This window comes from Micromonospora sp. WMMA1949, assembly GCF_027460145.1.
Taxonomy (GTDB): Bacteria; Actinomycetota; Actinomycetes; order Mycobacteriales; family Micromonosporaceae; genus Micromonospora.
The window spans coordinates 6,019,437-6,034,329 of sequence record NZ_JAPZBG010000001.1 but is presented as its reverse complement, the minus strand read 5'-3'; the positions used below and the strand labels follow the sequence as shown (position 1 = coordinate 6,034,329).

At 73.0% G+C, this 14,893-nt stretch carries 18 protein-coding genes; 12 read left to right on the top strand and 6 right to left on the bottom strand.

All coding sequences use genetic code 11. The features are described from left to right. Window positions 1–17: 17 nt before the first annotated feature. Window positions 18–188 carry a hypothetical protein gene (locus tag O7607_RS28240; protein WP_269706480.1) on the top strand — a complete coding sequence of 57 codons (171 nt, stop codon included), beginning with the start codon at window positions 18–20 and terminating at the stop codon, window positions 186–188. Next, on the top strand, window positions 188–538 hold the full coding sequence (locus O7607_RS28235) for a DUF3140 domain-containing protein (RefSeq protein WP_269706479.1): 351 nt from the start codon (window positions 188–190) through the stop codon (window positions 536–538). The genes O7607_RS28240 and O7607_RS28235 overlap by 1 nt, the downstream gene beginning before the upstream one ends. 50 nt (window positions 539–588) lie before the next feature. Here O7607_RS28235 and O7607_RS28230 read toward each other — a convergent pair whose 3' ends face one another. Genes O7607_RS28230 through O7607_RS28220 form a run of 3 tightly spaced genes read right to left on the bottom strand, consistent with a single transcriptional unit; the run spans window position 589 to window position 2,497 of the window. Further along, a complete protein-coding gene (locus tag O7607_RS28230; protein ID WP_269706478.1) occupies window positions 589–825 on the bottom strand; it encodes a hypothetical protein in 237 nt (78 codons plus the stop codon). A gap of 20 nt (window positions 826–845) precedes the next feature. Continuing rightward, entirely contained in the window at window positions 846–1,832 is a 987-nt protein-coding gene (locus O7607_RS28225; RefSeq protein ID WP_269706477.1) for a LysR family transcriptional regulator, read from the bottom strand. A gap of 47 nt (window positions 1,833–1,879) precedes the next feature. Then, complete coding sequence (locus O7607_RS28220) at window positions 1,880–2,497, bottom strand: hemerythrin domain-containing protein (protein ID WP_269706476.1); 618 nt, start codon at window positions 2,495–2,497, stop codon at window positions 1,880–1,882. A 128-nt stretch (window positions 2,498–2,625) separates the two neighbouring features. Here O7607_RS28220 and O7607_RS28215 point away from each other — a divergent pair, with 128 nt between their 5' ends. Then, window positions 2,626–3,954, top strand: a complete 1,329-nt coding sequence (locus tag O7607_RS28215; protein WP_269706475.1) for a M20/M25/M40 family metallo-hydrolase — start codon at window positions 2,626–2,628, stop codon at window positions 3,952–3,954. 61 nt (window positions 3,955–4,015) lie between these two features. Next, entirely contained in the window at window positions 4,016–4,669 is a 654-nt protein-coding gene (locus O7607_RS28210) for a hypothetical protein (RefSeq protein ID WP_013286069.1), read from the top strand. Window positions 4,670–4,723: 54 nt separating this feature from the next. Here the strand turns inward: O7607_RS28210 and O7607_RS28205 are convergent, their stop codons facing one another. Both O7607_RS28205 and O7607_RS28200 read right to left on the bottom strand, forming a co-directional pair. After that, a complete protein-coding gene (locus O7607_RS28205) occupies window positions 4,724–4,915 on the bottom strand; it encodes a DUF5703 family protein (protein ID WP_030274256.1) in 192 nt (63 codons plus the stop codon). 69 nt (window positions 4,916–4,984) lie between these two features. Beyond that, a complete protein-coding gene (locus O7607_RS28200) occupies window positions 4,985–5,953 on the bottom strand; it encodes an aldo/keto reductase (protein ID WP_269706474.1) in 969 nt (322 codons plus the stop codon). Window positions 5,954–6,117: 164 nt separating this feature from the next. Here O7607_RS28200 and O7607_RS28195 point away from each other — a divergent pair, with 164 nt between their 5' ends. The 8 genes from O7607_RS28195 to O7607_RS28160 all read left to right on the top strand — a co-directional run bounded on the left by O7607_RS28195 (window position 6,118) and on the right by O7607_RS28160 (window position 13,954). After that, complete coding sequence (locus O7607_RS28195; RefSeq protein WP_269706473.1) at window positions 6,118–7,170, top strand: LLM class F420-dependent oxidoreductase; 1,053 nt, start codon at window positions 6,118–6,120, stop codon at window positions 7,168–7,170. Further along, a complete protein-coding gene (locus tag O7607_RS28190) occupies window positions 7,167–8,003 on the top strand; it encodes an undecaprenyl-diphosphate phosphatase (protein WP_269706472.1) in 837 nt (278 codons plus the stop codon). Before O7607_RS28195 ends, O7607_RS28190 begins: the two co-directional genes overlap by 4 nt. Before the next feature lie 137 nt (window positions 8,004–8,140). After that, on the top strand, window positions 8,141–8,761 hold the full coding sequence (locus tag O7607_RS28185; protein ID WP_269706471.1) for a hypothetical protein: 621 nt from the start codon (window positions 8,141–8,143) through the stop codon (window positions 8,759–8,761). Between the two features lie 65 nt (window positions 8,762–8,826). Next, on the top strand, window positions 8,827–9,540 hold the full coding sequence (locus O7607_RS28180) for a histidine phosphatase family protein (RefSeq protein ID WP_269706470.1): 714 nt from the start codon (window positions 8,827–8,829) through the stop codon (window positions 9,538–9,540). An 87-nt stretch (window positions 9,541–9,627) separates the two neighbouring features. Further along, entirely contained in the window at window positions 9,628–10,209 is a 582-nt protein-coding gene (locus O7607_RS28175; protein WP_269706469.1) for a DUF3090 domain-containing protein, read from the top strand. Further along, entirely contained in the window at window positions 10,206–11,024 is an 819-nt protein-coding gene (locus tag O7607_RS28170; protein ID WP_269706468.1) for an SCO1664 family protein, read from the top strand. The genes O7607_RS28175 and O7607_RS28170 overlap by 4 nt, the downstream gene beginning before the upstream one ends. Before the next feature lie 67 nt (window positions 11,025–11,091). Then, window positions 11,092–12,330, top strand: coding sequence for a cysteine--1-D-myo-inosityl 2-amino-2-deoxy-alpha-D-glucopyranoside ligase (mshC, locus tag O7607_RS28165; RefSeq protein ID WP_269706467.1), 1,239 nt, complete (start codon window positions 11,092–11,094; stop codon window positions 12,328–12,330). Window positions 12,331–12,874: 544 nt separating this feature from the next. Continuing rightward, window positions 12,875–13,954, top strand: coding sequence for an IS110 family transposase (locus O7607_RS28160; protein ID WP_269702002.1), 1,080 nt, complete (start codon window positions 12,875–12,877; stop codon window positions 13,952–13,954). A 38-nt stretch (window positions 13,955–13,992) separates the two neighbouring features. On the opposite strand, the gene O7607_RS28155 is transcribed toward O7607_RS28160, so the two are convergent. Next, a complete protein-coding gene (locus O7607_RS28155) occupies window positions 13,993–14,784 on the bottom strand; it encodes a GntR family transcriptional regulator (protein ID WP_269706466.1) in 792 nt (263 codons plus the stop codon). Between the last annotated feature and the right edge of the window lie 109 nt (window positions 14,785–14,893).

Below are 14,893 nucleotides of genomic sequence, written 5' to 3'. Positions count from 1 at the left end.
AGGACCGGAGGGCGGACATGACCGAACCCGAGGAGACCCCGGACGACGACATCGCTGCCGGCGAGCCGATCGAGGCGACCCCGACGGCGAACCCGTCCCGGGTGCGGGTGCCGGCGGAGGGTCTGAATCAGCACACACCGAACGAGGGCGAGCCGGCATCCGGGCCGCCGCCGGGAGAGGAGGCGTGATGGTACGCGAGGCGCGACTCGACCCCGAGGTCGAGGTGATCTGGGACGACTTCCACGCCGAGGTGAACGTGTCCTCCGAGACGCTGCGGCAGTGGCTGCTCACCCGTGGCTCGGGGGAGGAGGCGTTCGGTCCGGACCCGGACCTCGACCTGCCCGAGCCGGGCCGGCAGATCCTCGCCGTGCTGCGCAAGCGCAAGGTGGACCTCACGCCGGAGGACATCGAGGTGATGCGGGAGGCGATCAGCCGCATCCGGGAGCTGACCGCGCAGCGGCCACGCCGGGGCAACGCCGACGACGAGTGGCGCCACGCCCTGCTCGACCTCGGGCACGACGTCCTCGTCGAACGCTGAGCCGAAAGCCGGCGGCGCCCGGGCGGATCACCCCGCCCGGGCGCCGCCGGCTACTCCGACTCCAGGCTGGGCAGTTGCAGCCCGGCCGCGTCCGCCGCGGCCTGCCGGTCGGCGCGGGCGCGTTCCTCGCGGCTGAGCAGGTTGGCGTACTCGGTCACGTCGGCCGGGCCCGGCACCTCCGGCAACCGGCGCAGGAACGCCTCCACCTCGGCCGCGGCGGTGGTGTGCGCGGTGGCCGCCTGGCGCAGCAGTTCCCGCTGGTCGGCGGCCGGATACAGATCAGTCATGTCGCCGGTGTTACCCGGGTTCAGGCGATTCGCACCCCGCCCGAGCCGCTGGGCTGCACACCGAACTCCGGGTGCGCCAGCAGCCAGCCCAGGTAGTCGGGGTGGTTCGCCAGCGCGTCGGTGTACGCCGCGACCGCCGCCGCCAGCACCGGCTCGGCCACCGCCGCGGCCGGCACGTCCGGATGCCAGCCCAGCAGCAGCCGCCAGCGCAGCGGCGTACCGGCCAGCCGGCGGGTCACCAGCCCGGCCACCGGACGGAACGTGGCCTGGCACAACGCCACCGCCTCACCCGCGTCCACCAGGTCCAGCGCGGCCCGCACGTCCGCCTCGTACACCTTCTTCGGGGTGAAGCCGGAGCGGGCGCAGGCGGCGGCGAAGCAGTCGCCGAAGCAGCCGTCGCCCGGCGCGGCCACCCACTGCTCGCGCCGCAGGTCGACCAGGTCGACCTCGTCGTGGGCGGCGAGCGGGTGGGTCTGCGGCAGCAGCACGCAGATCGGCTCGACCGCCACCTCCCGCCAGCTCAGCCCGAACCCGGCCGACGGTGTCGAGTCGCCGCACACACCGGTCAGCGCGAAGTCGAGGCGGCCACCGGCGACCATCTGCGCCAGCTCGTCCACCGACCAGGAGCCGTACGTGGTGATCTGCGCGTCCGGCCGCTCGGCGGCGAGCCGGTGCACCAGCCGGCCCAGGATGGGGCTGTTCACCCCGCCGAATCGGTACCGGCGCAGCGGATCGCCCGCACCGGCCATCCGGGCCGCCTCGTCCCGCAGGCCCTTCATCGCCGGCAGCAGGACCCGGGCCCGGTCCAGCACCAGCTCGCCCAGCGCGGTGGGACGGGCGCCGCGGCGGTCCCGTTCGAACAGTGGACCGCCCAGCGCCCGTTCGATCCGCTGAAGCTGGGCTGTCAACGCCGGCTGGGCCAGGCCGAGCGCCGAGGCGGCCTTCGTGACGCTCCCCGTCTCCGCGATCGCGCAGACCACACGCAGGTGTCGCAGCTCCAGATCCATACCGTGACGGTAGGACCACTAATCGATACGCGAAAGGGTCGATCGGCTCAGCCCTGCCGGCGGTGTTCCAGGTCACTCAGTCGGGTACGCCGTCCGGTGACCGCGTCGCGCACCTTGTCCAGCACCCCGACCGCCGGTTCGACGATCTTGTTCCAGGGCGGGGTGGCGGGCGTACCGGGGTGCGGCCGGGTCGGCGCCGCCTCCTCCGCGATCTCCCACCGGTTGCCCAGCCGGATCAGCTCGGCGTCGCTGGCCACCTCCCGCAGCGGCGTGACCAGCGCCGCGACGCGGCTGACGTGCCGGCGTACCCGCTCGGCCACGTCGGCGACCGCCGGATCGTCGGCGCCGGACAGTTCCTTGAGCGCGGTCAGCAGCCCGGCGTCGGCCTCGATCTCCCGCTCCACCAGCTCGGCGGCGTCCGGCATGGCGGCGCGGGCCGCCGGGAACAGGTACTGCTCCTCGGCGGACAGGTGCCGGGACACCGCGGCGGTCAGGACGTCGAGCACCTCGCGCCGGGCGGCGGCGTCCAGCGCCGGGTCGGTGGCCCGGTCGGCCAGCCCCAGCAGCGCCCGGTGCTCGGTGTCCACGAGGTCGGCGACGCTTCGCCCGCCCGGCCGGTACGCGTCGTCCGCGGCCGGCGGCAGCGGCGGCAGGGGGACGGTCATGGTGCCCTCCTCGTGACGGCCGGAGTCGATGTCCGGGCGGTCCGGCGGTACCCGGCCGGGCGATCCGCGAAACCGCCGCCGGAGCACCGGCGGCCCGCGCCCACCTCACCTGCTGGTATAAGGAAGCGATGACGAGCGACGCCGCCCCTACCCGATCCGACGCCACCGACGAGGTCGTCGACCTCTGCCGCGACCTGCTGCGCATCGACACCACGAACACCGGCGACAACGACACCAGCGTGGGGGAGCGGCGCGCCGCCGAGTACGTCGCGGAGAAGCTCGCCGAGGTCGGCGTCGACGCCGAGATCCACGAGTCCGCGCCCGGCCGGGCCAACCTGGTGGCCCGGATCCCCGGCACCGATTCCGGCCGCGACGCGCTGCTCGTGCACGGCCACCTCGACGTGGTGCCCGCCGACCCGGACGAGTGGTCGGTGCACCCGTTCTCCGGCGAGATCCGCGACGGCTACCTGTGGGGCCGCGGCGCGATCGACATGAAGGACTTCGACGCGATGGTGCTCGCCGTGGTCCGCGACTGGCAGCGCACCGGCGTCCGCCCCCGGCGCGACGTCGTCCTCGCGTTCACCGCCGACGAGGAGGCCGGCAGCGACTACGGCGCGCACTTCCTCACCCGGCAGCACCGCGACCTGTTCGACGGCTGCACCGAGGCGATCGGCGAGGTCGGCGGCTTCTCCTACTCGGTCGACGAGCAGCGTCGCCTCTACCTGATCGAGACCGCCGAGAAGGGCGTCGACTGGCTGCGCCTGCACGCCAAGGGCCGCCCCGGCCACGGCTCGATGGTGCACGACGACAACGCGGTCACCGCGCTCGCCGAGGCGGTCGCCCGGATCGGCCGGCACCGTTTCCCGGTGGTGATGACCGACACCGTGCGGGCGTTCCTGGCCGAGGTGTCCGACGTGCTCGGCATCGAGATCGACCCGGACGACCCGGAGACCGCGATCGCCAAGCTCGGTCCGATCGCGAACATCATCGGCGCGACCATCCGCAACACCGCCAACCCGACCCGGCTGGCCGCCGGCTACAAGGACAACGTCATCCCCGGCCGGGCCACCGCCACCATCGACTGCCGCAGCCTGCCCGGGCAGAGCGAGGAACTGGAGCGGCAGCTGCGCGAGCTGGTCGGGCCGGACATCGCCATCGAGTACGTCCAGCGCCAGCCGGCCCTGGAGACCACGTTCGACGGTGACCTGGTGGCGCACATGTCGGAGGCGTTGCGCGCCGAGGACCCGGGCGCGCACCCGGTGCCCTACATGCTCTCCGGCGGCACCGACGCCAAGGCGTTCTCCCAGCTCGGCATCCGCTGCTTCGGTTTCGCGCCGCTGCGGCTGCCCGCCGACCTCAATTTCTCCGGCCTGTTCCACGGCATCGACGAGCGGGTCCCGCTGGACGGACTACAGTTCGGCGTGCGGGTTCTGGACCGCTTCCTCCGTACCTGCTGACCGCGCCCGCCGCGGCGCCGCCGGCGCGGAACCTCCCCCCATCGCGAAGGGACTGCCACACATGACCGACCAGCACGGTGAGCTGGACGCCGCCCTCGAGCGGGTGATCGACGCGGCCCGCGCCCACCTGGCCGCCGTCCGGGCCGCCCAGGGCCGGATCGACGACGACGCCGTCTGGCAGGCGTACGTCGCGTTGAACAACGCCTCGTTCGCCTACGACGAGCAGCTGCTCGACGCGTTCGGCGAGGTGACGCCCTGGGACGTGGAGTCGATCGACCCGGACGAGGCCGACGAGCGCTTCGGCGCCGTGGAGGGCGGCGAGCCCACCGACCCGCACCCGCGGGTGATCTCGGTGCGGCAGCGGCGCGACTACCGGGTGCCGAGCGTCGCCGCGCTGCTGCGCGCGGCCGAGGCGGCCCGCCGGGAGGGCACCCCGGAGGAGGACGAGCCGGCGCCGGTCGAGGGGGTCGGCGAGGCGGTGCTGGAGCTGCTGCAGAGCGGCGACGGTTCGCTGTCCGCGCTCGACGTGCCGGAGCTGGAGCCGCTGGACGGTGTGGTGATGGTCAGCGAGGTCGGCACCCCTGTCGACCTGGAGTCGTTCGACGACGACGACCCGGTCGGCCCGTTCCAGCCGGCCGCCGACGACCGGCTGGTCGGCCGGCTCGACGAGCACCCGTTCATGGAGCTCGACGAGGAGCACGACCACGCGCACTAGGCCGTGCGCGTCCCCGGGGCGGCGCCGCGTCGCGCGGCCCCGGGGACGGGCCCGTCAGTACGACAGGCCCGGCTGCGACTGGTTGACCAGGCGGCGCCGCAGCACCACCTGCCGCGTGCCGTCCCGGTAGAGCCGCACCCGGGCCAGCTCCCAGCCGGAGAACTCGGCCTGGATCGCCAGCTGCGCCGCGGCGGTCAGCCGATCGACGTTCGAGGGCAACCGCAGCGGCGCGTATTCGTAGTCCATGCCCCTATGCTGCCCAGGTCGGGGGCCCTCCGCCACCCCCTGCGGGTGACCCGGATCGCCCGGCGCGGCTCAGCCGTCGCGCTCCGGGTAGCCCACCGGCACCGCGGACACGTCGTCCAGCGCGGTGACGATCTCCTCCGGCAGCGTCATCCGCTCCACCTGCAACGCGCCGAGCAGCTGCCCGACGGTGCGCGCGCCGAGGATCGGCGCGGTCACGCCCGGCCGGTCCCGCACCCAGGCCAGCGCCACCTCCAGCGGCGACACGCCGAGCCCGCCGGCCGCGATGGCGACCGCCTCCACGATGCTGGAGCAGCGCGGCTCCAGGTACGTCGCGACGAACCGCTCGAAGTGCGGCGACACCGCCCGCGAGTCGGCCGGGCGGCCGTTGCGGTACTTGCCGGTGAGCACGCCCCGGCCCAGCGGCGACCAGGGCAGCACGCCCAGCCCCATCCCCGCGCAGGCGGGCAGCACCTCCCGCTCCACGCCGCGCTCCAGCAGCGAGTACTCCACCTGGGCGGCGACCACCGGGGCGCGCCCGGGCCAGGCGGCCTGCCAGGCGGCGGCCCGGGCGGTCTGCCAGCCGGAGAAGTTCGACACACCCACGTAGCGGGCCTTGCCGCTGGACACCGCGTGGTCCAGGGCCGAGAGCGTCTCCTCCAGCGGGGTGTGCGGGTCGTACCCGTGCACCTGCCACAGGTCGACGTGGTCGGTGCCGAGCCGGCGCAGCGAGGCGTCGAGCGTCCGCAGCAGGTGCCCGCGCGAGCCGTCCCGGCGGCGGCTGCCCGGCCGCAGGCCCGCCTTGGTGGCGATCAGCAGCTCGTCGCGGTCCACCAGGCTGCCCAGCAGCGAACCGATCACCGACTCGGCGTCGCCGTCGGCGTACACGTCGGCGGTGTCGACGAGGTTGCCGCCCGCGTCCAGGTAACTCTTCAGCTGGGCGGCCGCGTCGTCGGCGTCGGTGTCCCGTCCCCAGGTCATGGTGCCGAGCGCGAGCCGCGATACCGCCAGCCCGCTTCGGCCGAGCGGTCGCTGTTGCATGCGTGAACCTTATTTCGAACCTGGCGTCACGGATATCCTCGCCGCAGTCAAGTTCCCGCGCGACCTTTACCCGGTGTGACATGTTCGGGGTGAGCCGGACGTCGAGGGTGCCACGCTCATTGCGTAACCTGATGCGACCTGTGGTGCGGACGGTGGGAGGATCAGTGCGACTCGGGCTCAACCTCGGATACCAGACGGCGTGGAGCACGCCGTTCGACCACCTGGCGTTGGCCCAGGAGGCGGACCGGCTCGGCTACTCGGTCGTGTGGGCCGCGGAGGCGTACGGCTCGGACTCGCCGAGCATGCTGGCCTGGATCGCCGGTCAGACGGAGCGCATCGACGTGGGCTCCGCGGTCATGCAGATCCCGGCCCGGACGCCCGCCATGACCGCGATGACCGCCGCGACCATCGACACGCTCTCCGGCGGCCGGTTCCGGCTCGGCCTGGGCGTGTCCGGCCCGCAGGTCTCCGAGGGCTGGCACGGCGTGCGGTTCGCCAAGCCGCTGGCCCGCACCCGGGAGTACGTCGACATCGTCAAGCTGGCGGTGGCCCGCAAGGAGGTCGCGTACGACGGCGAGCACTACACGCTGCCGCTGCCGGACGGCCCGGGCAAGGCGCTGCGGCTGGGCTTCCACCCGCCGCGCGACCACATCCCGATCTACCTGGCCGCCGTCGGCCCGAAGAACCTGGAACTGGCCGGCGAGATCGCCGACGGCTGGCTGGCCGTCTTCTACTCCCCGGAGTTCGCCGAGGAGCACCTCGCCTCGGTGCGCGCCGGGCGCGCCGCGGCGGGCAAGGAGCTGGCCGGCTTCGACGTGGTGCCGTCCGTGCCGGTCGTGGTCGGCGACGACGTCGCCACCTGCGCCGAGCTGGTGCGCTGGTACGCCGCGCTGTACGTGGGCGGGATGGGCAGCCGCAAGCAGAACTTCTACAACCAGCTCGCCACCCGGATGGGCTACGGCGACGCGGCCCGCGAGGTGCAGGACCTCTACCTGGCCAAGCGGCAGCGCGACGCGGCCGCCGCCGTACCGATGGAGTTCATCGACCGCACCTCGCTGCTCGGCCCGAAGGAGCGCATCGCCGAGCGGATGCGGGAGTACGCCGCCGCGGGCGTGACCACGCTGTCGGTGTCGCTGTTCGTGGCCGACCGGGAGAGCGGGGTGCAGACCCTGCGTACCGTCGCCGAGGCCCTGGAGCTGTCCGGAGTCGGGGAGTGACCTGGATCGAGGCCATCGTCCTGGGCCTGGTCCAGGGGCTGACCGAGTTCCTTCCGGTGTCCTCGTCGGGGCACCTGCGGATCACCTCGGCCCTGTTCTTCGACCGGGACGCGGGCGCGTCGTTCACCGCGGTGACCCAGCTCGGCACCGAGGCCGCCGTGCTGATCTACTTCGCCAAGGACATCGGGCGGATCGTCCGCACCTGGTTCGTGGGCCTGGTCGACCGCTCGGTGCGGTCCAGCCTCGACTACCGGATGGGCTGGTACGTCATCGTCGGCACCATCCCGATCGGCATCTTCGGGCTGATCTTCAAGGACCAGATCCGCACCGCCGGCCGCAACCTCTGGCTGATCTCCTGCACGCTGATCCTCGGCGCGATGCTGCTGGCCTTCGCCGAGTACTGGGGCCGGCAGACCCGTACGCTGGAGAACTTCCGGATGCGCGACGGCGTGGTGATGGGCTTCGCCCAGGCCGCGGCGCTGGTGCCCGGCGTCTCCCGGTCCGGCGGCACCCTGACCGCGGGCCTGCTGCTCAACCTCACCCGGGAGACCGCGGCCCGCTACTCGTTCCTGCTGGCCATCCCGGCCGTGGTGATCTCCGGCTTGTTCAGCCTGCCGGACGTGTTCGAGCCGTCCGCGCCGGGCACCGCCGCGCCGAGCGTGGCGCAGATGGTGATCGCGACGCTCATCGCGTTCGCCGTCGGGTACGCGGCCATCGCGTGGCTGCTGCGCTACGTCGCCCACCACACGCTGTACGTCTTCGTGCTGTACCGGGTGGCGCTGGGCAGCCTGGTGATCTGCCTGCTGGCGACCGGCACGATCAGCGCCACCTGACGTCGTCGTGCGAGAGGCCGGCCACCCCGATGTCCGAGGTGGCCGGCCTTCGGCTTCGTCGCCCACCCGGCCACGTAGGGCCGCGCGGCGTGTGCGACGGCGCGGCCCGGTGGCCGGGGGTGGCTACTCTCACCCGCATGTCGCGCTTCCGCCTCAGACCGCTGTACGGCGCTCCGGTGATGATCGCCATTCTGGCGGCCTTTGTCTGGAACCTGGCAGAGCCCTTCGACGAGCCGGAACTGCCGGCGGAGATGTTCGTGGTGACGGGCACCGTCGACTCGGTACGGGAGACCTTGGAAAAGACGACGGGGGGAAGCAGAAACCTCGGCGCCGTGGTCCATCGGGTGCTGCTCCGCGAGCACCCCCGGGTCGAGTTCAGCGTACGAGAGGTGCCTCGCGAGGAACTGATGCCCGGCACGCCGGTCCGATTCGAGATGAGCAGGGATCCCCGGCCGGACCTGGAGCGCGCACGGTTGTACGACTACGCGACCTACCGGGTCACAGCCGAGACCTTCGTCGTCGACGGCACCGTGATCTACGACGCGTTCCAGGTCAGGGCGGAGGCCGAGGCACGGACCGACGCGGCGGTCAGGCGGTACCGCAGCATCTCTCTGGTGCTGTGGGCGGTGGTGGTCGTCTGGGTCGCGCTCCTGGTCCGGCGGCACCGGGCATCGCTGCGGTCCCTGCGGTCCCTGGCGGAGCCCGACGGCGCGTCGGACGCGGCCGACAGGTTCCGCAGATGGGTGTACCGGGAGTAGGGGCCGCACCACCGGAACGCGGCCTGTCGTGGCGGGACGATCATCCGAGGGGCGTACCGCCTAGGGTGGTCAGCGTGGCGACCCTTCTACTTCTGCGACACGGCCGGACCACCGCGAACGCCGACGGCGGCCTGGCCGGGCGGCAACCGGTCGAGCTCGACGACACCGGCCGCGCGCAGGCGGCTGCGGTCGGCGCGCGCCTCGCCGGGCTGCCGCTGGCGGCGGTGGTGACCAGCCCGCTCATCCGCTGCCGGCAGACCCTCGATCTGGCCCTGCCGGGCGTGGAACCGGTGGTGGACGACGGGTTGATCGAGTGCGGGTACGGCGACTGGGAGGGGCAGTCGCTGAAGAAGCTGGCGAAGGAGCCGCTCTGGCCGGTGGTCCAGCAGCACCCGAGCGCCGCCGCGTTCCCGCAGGGCGAGTCCATGGCGGCGATGTCCGCGCGCGCCGTGGCCGCGGTACGGGCGTGGGACGCGCGGGTCACCGCCGAGCACGGGCCGGAGGCGATCTGGCTGGCGTGCAGCCACGGCGACGTGATCAAGGCGATCGTGGCGGACGCGCTCGGCGTACACCTTGATCTTTTCCAGCGGATCGTGGCCGACCCGGCGTCGGTCACGGCGATCCGCTACACCCCGTTCCGGCCGTTCCTGGTCCGGCTCAACGACACCGGCGGCGACCTGTCGGCGCTGGTCCCGCCGCCGCGCAAGCGCCGTCGGCGCGCGGCGCGACCGGCGGAGTCCGATGCGGCGGTCGGCGGGGGCGCGGGCGCGGCCGGGTGAGCCCGGCGTACGCGGCGCGTTCGCTCTGGGCGGATTCGGCGTCGGTGGGCTGCGCGGTGCTTCCACACGCCGGATAGGGTCGTGGGTATGACGCACCAGGTGCACGCCTTCGAGCCGCCGGAGCGGTTCGTCGCCGGTACGGTCGGCCCGCCGGGGGAGCGCACGTTCTTCCTCCAGGCGCGCGGCGGCGGCCGGCTGGTCAGCGTGTCGCTGGAGAAGGTCCAGGTGTCGTTGCTCGCCGAGAAGCTCGAGGAGCTGCTCACCGAGGCGCAGCGCCGGTTCGGCGTGAAGCTGCCGGAGACGGCCGCCGCGGCGACCGGTGACAACGAGCCGCTCGACACGCCCGTGGACGAGGAGTTCCGGGTCGGCACGCTGGGCCTGGCCTTCGACGTGGACACCGCCACCGTGGTGATCGAGGCGATCGCCGTCGGTGAGGCGGAGGTCGAGGTCGAGCTGGGCGACGCGGACGACGACGCCGACGAGGACCCGGACGAACCGGACGACGACCTCGACCGCCTGCGGGTCCGGCTGACCCCGGAGGCGACCCGCGAGTTCATCGAGCGGGCCAAGCGTGTCGTGAACGCCGGCCGGCCTCCCTGCCCGCTGTGCGGCCAGCCGCTCGACCCGGCCGGTCACCTCTGCCCCCGGCACAACGGCTATCACCGGTGACCTCGTCGGAACTGCAGCCCCGACAGGACGGCGCCGAGGCGCTGCGGCTGCTCGCCGACGGTGAGCTGACCCTCCAGGGGCGGCTCGTCGACGCCTCCAACGCGACGCTGCGCGGTGTCATCGCCCTCGGCGACGTGACCGCGCACTGCGTCTACAAGCCGGTACGCGGCGAGCGCCCGCTCTGGGACTTCCCGGACGGCACGCTCGCCGGCCGGGAGGTGTCCGCGTACCTGGTGTCCCGGGCCACCGGCTGGGACCTGGTGCCGCCCACCGTGCTGCGCGACGGCCCGTTCGGTCCCGGCTCGTGCCAGCTCTGGATCGACGAGCCGGACGACGCCGAGCCGCTCGTCGGGTTCGTGCCGGCGCGGGAGGTTCCGCCGCGCTGGTTCCCGGTGGCCGCGGCCCGTGACGACGACGGGGCGGCGTACGCGCTGGCGCACGCCGACGACCCCCGCCTGGCCCGGCTCGTCGTGCTCGACGCGGTGATCAACAACGCCGACCGCAAGGGCGGGCACGTGCTCGTCGGCCCGGACGACCGCATCTACGGCGTCGACCACGGCGTGAGCTTCCACGTCGAGGAGAAGCTGCGGACGGTGCTGTGGGGCTGGGCCGGCCGCGAGCTGCCGCCGGACGCGGTGGAGATGCTCGACGGCCTCGCCGGGCAGCTGGCCGGCCCGCTGGGCGAGGAACTGGCCGAGCACCTGACGATCGGGGAGCTGACCGCGCTGGCGGAACGGGTCCGGCGGCTGCGCGAGTCCGGCCGGTTCCCGCTGCCGCCGCAGGAGTGGCCGGCGATGCCCTGGCCACCGATGTGAGCCGTTGTCGCGTTGATCACCCGTGGGGCGGCACCTGAGCGCCTGACGGATCGTTAGGCTGGCGGTCATGGAGTCTTGGGCGGGACACGAGGTGCCACGGCTGCCGGGTGAGGGCGTGCCGCTGCGGTTGTACGACTCGGCACGGCAGGGCGCCCATCCCAGCCGGCCCGAGGGCGCGGCCTCGATGTACGTCTGCGGCATCACCCCGTACGACGCGACGCACCTCGGGCACGCCGCCACCATGATCACGTTCGACCTGGTGCAGCGGATGTGGCGCGACGCCGGCCTCGACGTGCGGTACGTGCAGAACGTCACCGACATCGACGACCCGCTGCTGGAGCGCGCCGAGCGCGACGGCGAGGACTGGAAGGTCCTGGCCATGCGGGAGACCGCGCTGTTCCGCGAGGACATGGAGGCGCTGCGGATGATCCCGCCGGCGCACTACGTCGGCGCCGTCGAGTCGATCCCGGACATCGCCGAGAAGGTGCTGGTGCTGCTGAAGGACGGCGCGGCGTACCGCCTCGACGACGGCACCGGCGACGTCTACTTCGACATCGCCGCCGCGCCCCGGTTCGGCTACGAGTCGAACCTGTCCCGCGAGCAGATGATCGAGCTGTTCGCCGAGCGCGGCGGCGACCCGGAGCGTGCCGGCAAGCGCGACCCGCTCGACCCGCTGCTGTGGCGCGGCGCCCGCGAGGGCGAGCCGTCCTGGCCCGGCGGCGAGCTGGGCGCGGGCCGTCCCGGCTGGCACATCGAGTGCACGGTCATCGCGTTGAACCTGCTCGGCGACCGGATCGACGTGCAGGGCGGCGGCAACGACCTGATCTTCCCGCACCACGAGTGTTCCGCCGCGCACGCCGAGCGGCTGACCGGCGAGGCGCCGTTCGCCGACCACTACGTGCACGCCGGCATGATCGGCCTGGACGGGGAGAAGATGTCGAAGTCCCAGGGCAACCTGGTCTTCGTCTCCCGGCTGCGGGCCGACAAGGTGGACCCGATGGCGGTGCGGCTGGCGCTGATGAGCGGGCACTACCGCAGCGACCGCTCCTGGACCGACGAGCTGCTCACCGAGGCGCAGGAGCGGCTGGGCCGCTGGCGGCGGGCCGCCGCCGCACCGGCCGGGCCGTCGGGGGCGGCGTTGCTGGCCGAGGTACGCGAGCGCCTGGCCGACGACCTGGACACGCCGGGTGCCCTGGCGGCGGCCGACCGCTGGGCCGACGGAGCCCTTGACGGCGTCACCGAGGACCCGGCCGCCCCGAAGCTGTTCGCCGACACCGTGGACGCCCTCCTCGGCATCGCCCTGTAACCCCGCCCTCCCGCCGCCCCGCCCCTCCCGCGCGTCGATCTTGCACTTACGGCCCGCATCTCGCCCCTTTCGCACGGTTTGCGGGGGCTGCAACCGCAAGATCGCGCGAGCCTTGAGGGCGGGTGGAACGTGATGGGTGTGTCGAGGGCCGTTTGACACCCGTGGTGTTCCACTCGGCGTGCCCAGCCGGCGATCTTGCGGTTGTGGCCCCGAGGGTGTCGTGAATGTTCCGTTTGCCGGGGCGCGAAGTGCAAGACGCTTCTATGTGTGTGGTGATCGGTTCGGCTGGTTGCCGTTAGGGTTCGGCATCGATGATCACTTGGGTGACTCTTCGTCGATCCGGCTGCCCGTGGTGTGGGTGTGCCTTGTGCAAGACCTGTCCCCGGGTGATCGTCGGCGCCGGCCCGGCCCACCCTGCTGGCCTGATCAGAAGCCTGCCCGTGCGAGCACACGTGGCCCATCACAGATCTGCCGCCGTGGTGACTGCTTCCCGAGCCGACGCCGACTGTCCCGGTCGTCGCTGGCTAAGGAGCAACAATCCGAGATGACAAGGATCGTAGAGCGAGTCGCGGATCGCTACGACGTGGTGGTAGGGGTCGATACTCACACCGACACGCACACCGCCGCCGTGGTCGACCGTCTCGGCGCCGTGCTGGCGCAGGTCACCGTGCCCACCGACCCGGACGGGTTGGCCCGGCTGCTGGCCTTCGCCGTCGCGCACACCCCACCGCAGGGGCGCCGGTTGTGGGCGGTGGAAGGAACCCGGGCGCACGGTCAAGGGCTGTGCCGGGTGCTGACCGCTGCCGGTGAAGCGGTCAGCGAGGCACCCAAACCCGCCGCCGCGTCACGCCGGCGGGGCGGCAAGTCCGACCACCTGGATGCGGTCGCCGCCGCCCATACGGTGCTTGCCCTGCCCGCTGAGCGCATCGCCGTGCCCCGAAGCGACGGACCACGCGAGGCACTGCGTCTGCTGCTGATCTGCCGCCGACACCACAGCGACACCCGCACCGCCACGATCAACCTGGTCAAAGCGTTGATCCTGACCGCCGACGACACCCTGCGCGAGGCGCTACGCGGGCTGTCCACCACCACCCAGATCGCCCGCCTGGCCGCCCTCGACCTACCCGAAACCACCGACCTGCCCTGCGAGGAACACACCCGCCGCCGCGAACTGACCACCCTCGCCCGGCACATCCAAACCCTCGACGCCACCCTCGCCGACAACCACCGGCGCCTCCGAACCCTCGTCACACACCTGTGCCCACCCCTGCTCGACCAACCCGGCATCGGACCCGTCACCGCCGCGATCGCCCTCACCGCCTGGTCCCACCCCGGCCGCGTCCGATCAGAAGCCGCCTACGCCACCCTCGCCGGCACCGCCCCCATCCCCGCAGCCAGCGGCCGCACCAACCGCCACCGCCTCAACCGCGGCGGCGACAGAACCCTCAACAGCGCCCTACACACCATCGCCCTCACCCGCCGCCGCATCCACCCCGAAACCCGCGACTACATCACCCGACGCCGCACCGAAGGCCGCACCACCAAAGAAATCACCCGCTGCCTCAAGCGCTACATCGCCCGACAGATCTACCGCACCATCACCAACCACCACCGCACCACTTGACAACCCCCACTCACAGATCGAGGGGAGCCGGGGCGGGATCAGCCCAGGACCAGGCCGGGGTCGGGGTCCTGGTCGGGGGCGGGCGCGGGGATCTTGTACTCCTCGGTGAGCGTGGTCATCGGGCCGGGCCAGGTGGCCTGGGCGACCTCGATCGGCTTGCGTCGCTCGTCGTACGCCACGTGCAGCAGGTGCAGCACCGGGGTGTCCGGGCGGATCTGGAGGATCTCCGCCTCCTCCCGGCTGGGCTGGCGCGCGCTGATCGTGTCGGTGGCGGTCACGTACCGCCGGCCGGTGACCTCCTCGGCCTCCTGGTAGAGCGGGCGCCCGAACGCCTCGGCCCGCTCCAGCGAGGTGCCCACCGCGTCGGCGGGCAGGAACCACGACGCGCCGACCTCGACCGGTGAGTCGTCGGTGCGTACCAGGTGCCGCCGGCAGAGCAGCTCGGTGCCGTCGGCGACGCCGAACGCGTCGGCCACCTCGGCCGGGGCGGGGGAGCGGCCGACCGAGACGAGCTGCTGGCGGTACCGGGCGGCCAGGTCGGTGTGGTAGCCGCGGAAGCCGCCGTACCGGCCCCGGGACAGGCGGTTGAGGCGGCGCCGGGTGCCCCGGACGTACGTACCGGAGCCGGGTTTGGTGATCAGGATGCCCTCGACCCGCAGCTGGTCGACGGCGCGCTGCACGGTCTGCTTCGCGACGCCGAACATCTCGGCGATGGCCGGGATGGACGGCAGTCGCTCGCCCGGGCCCCAGTCGCCGCGGCGCACCTGGGCTTTGAGCTGCGCGGCGATCTGCCGGTGCGGGAACTCGGCCGCGCCGGGGTTGATCTGCATCCGGGCCTCCTCGGAACAGCTAGGTTCCTAGGATGCCCTAGCGGGTGTGACCGCGCCACCCCGGACACGAAGAAGCCGGGCCCGATCAGGGAGCCCGGCTTCGACGGAA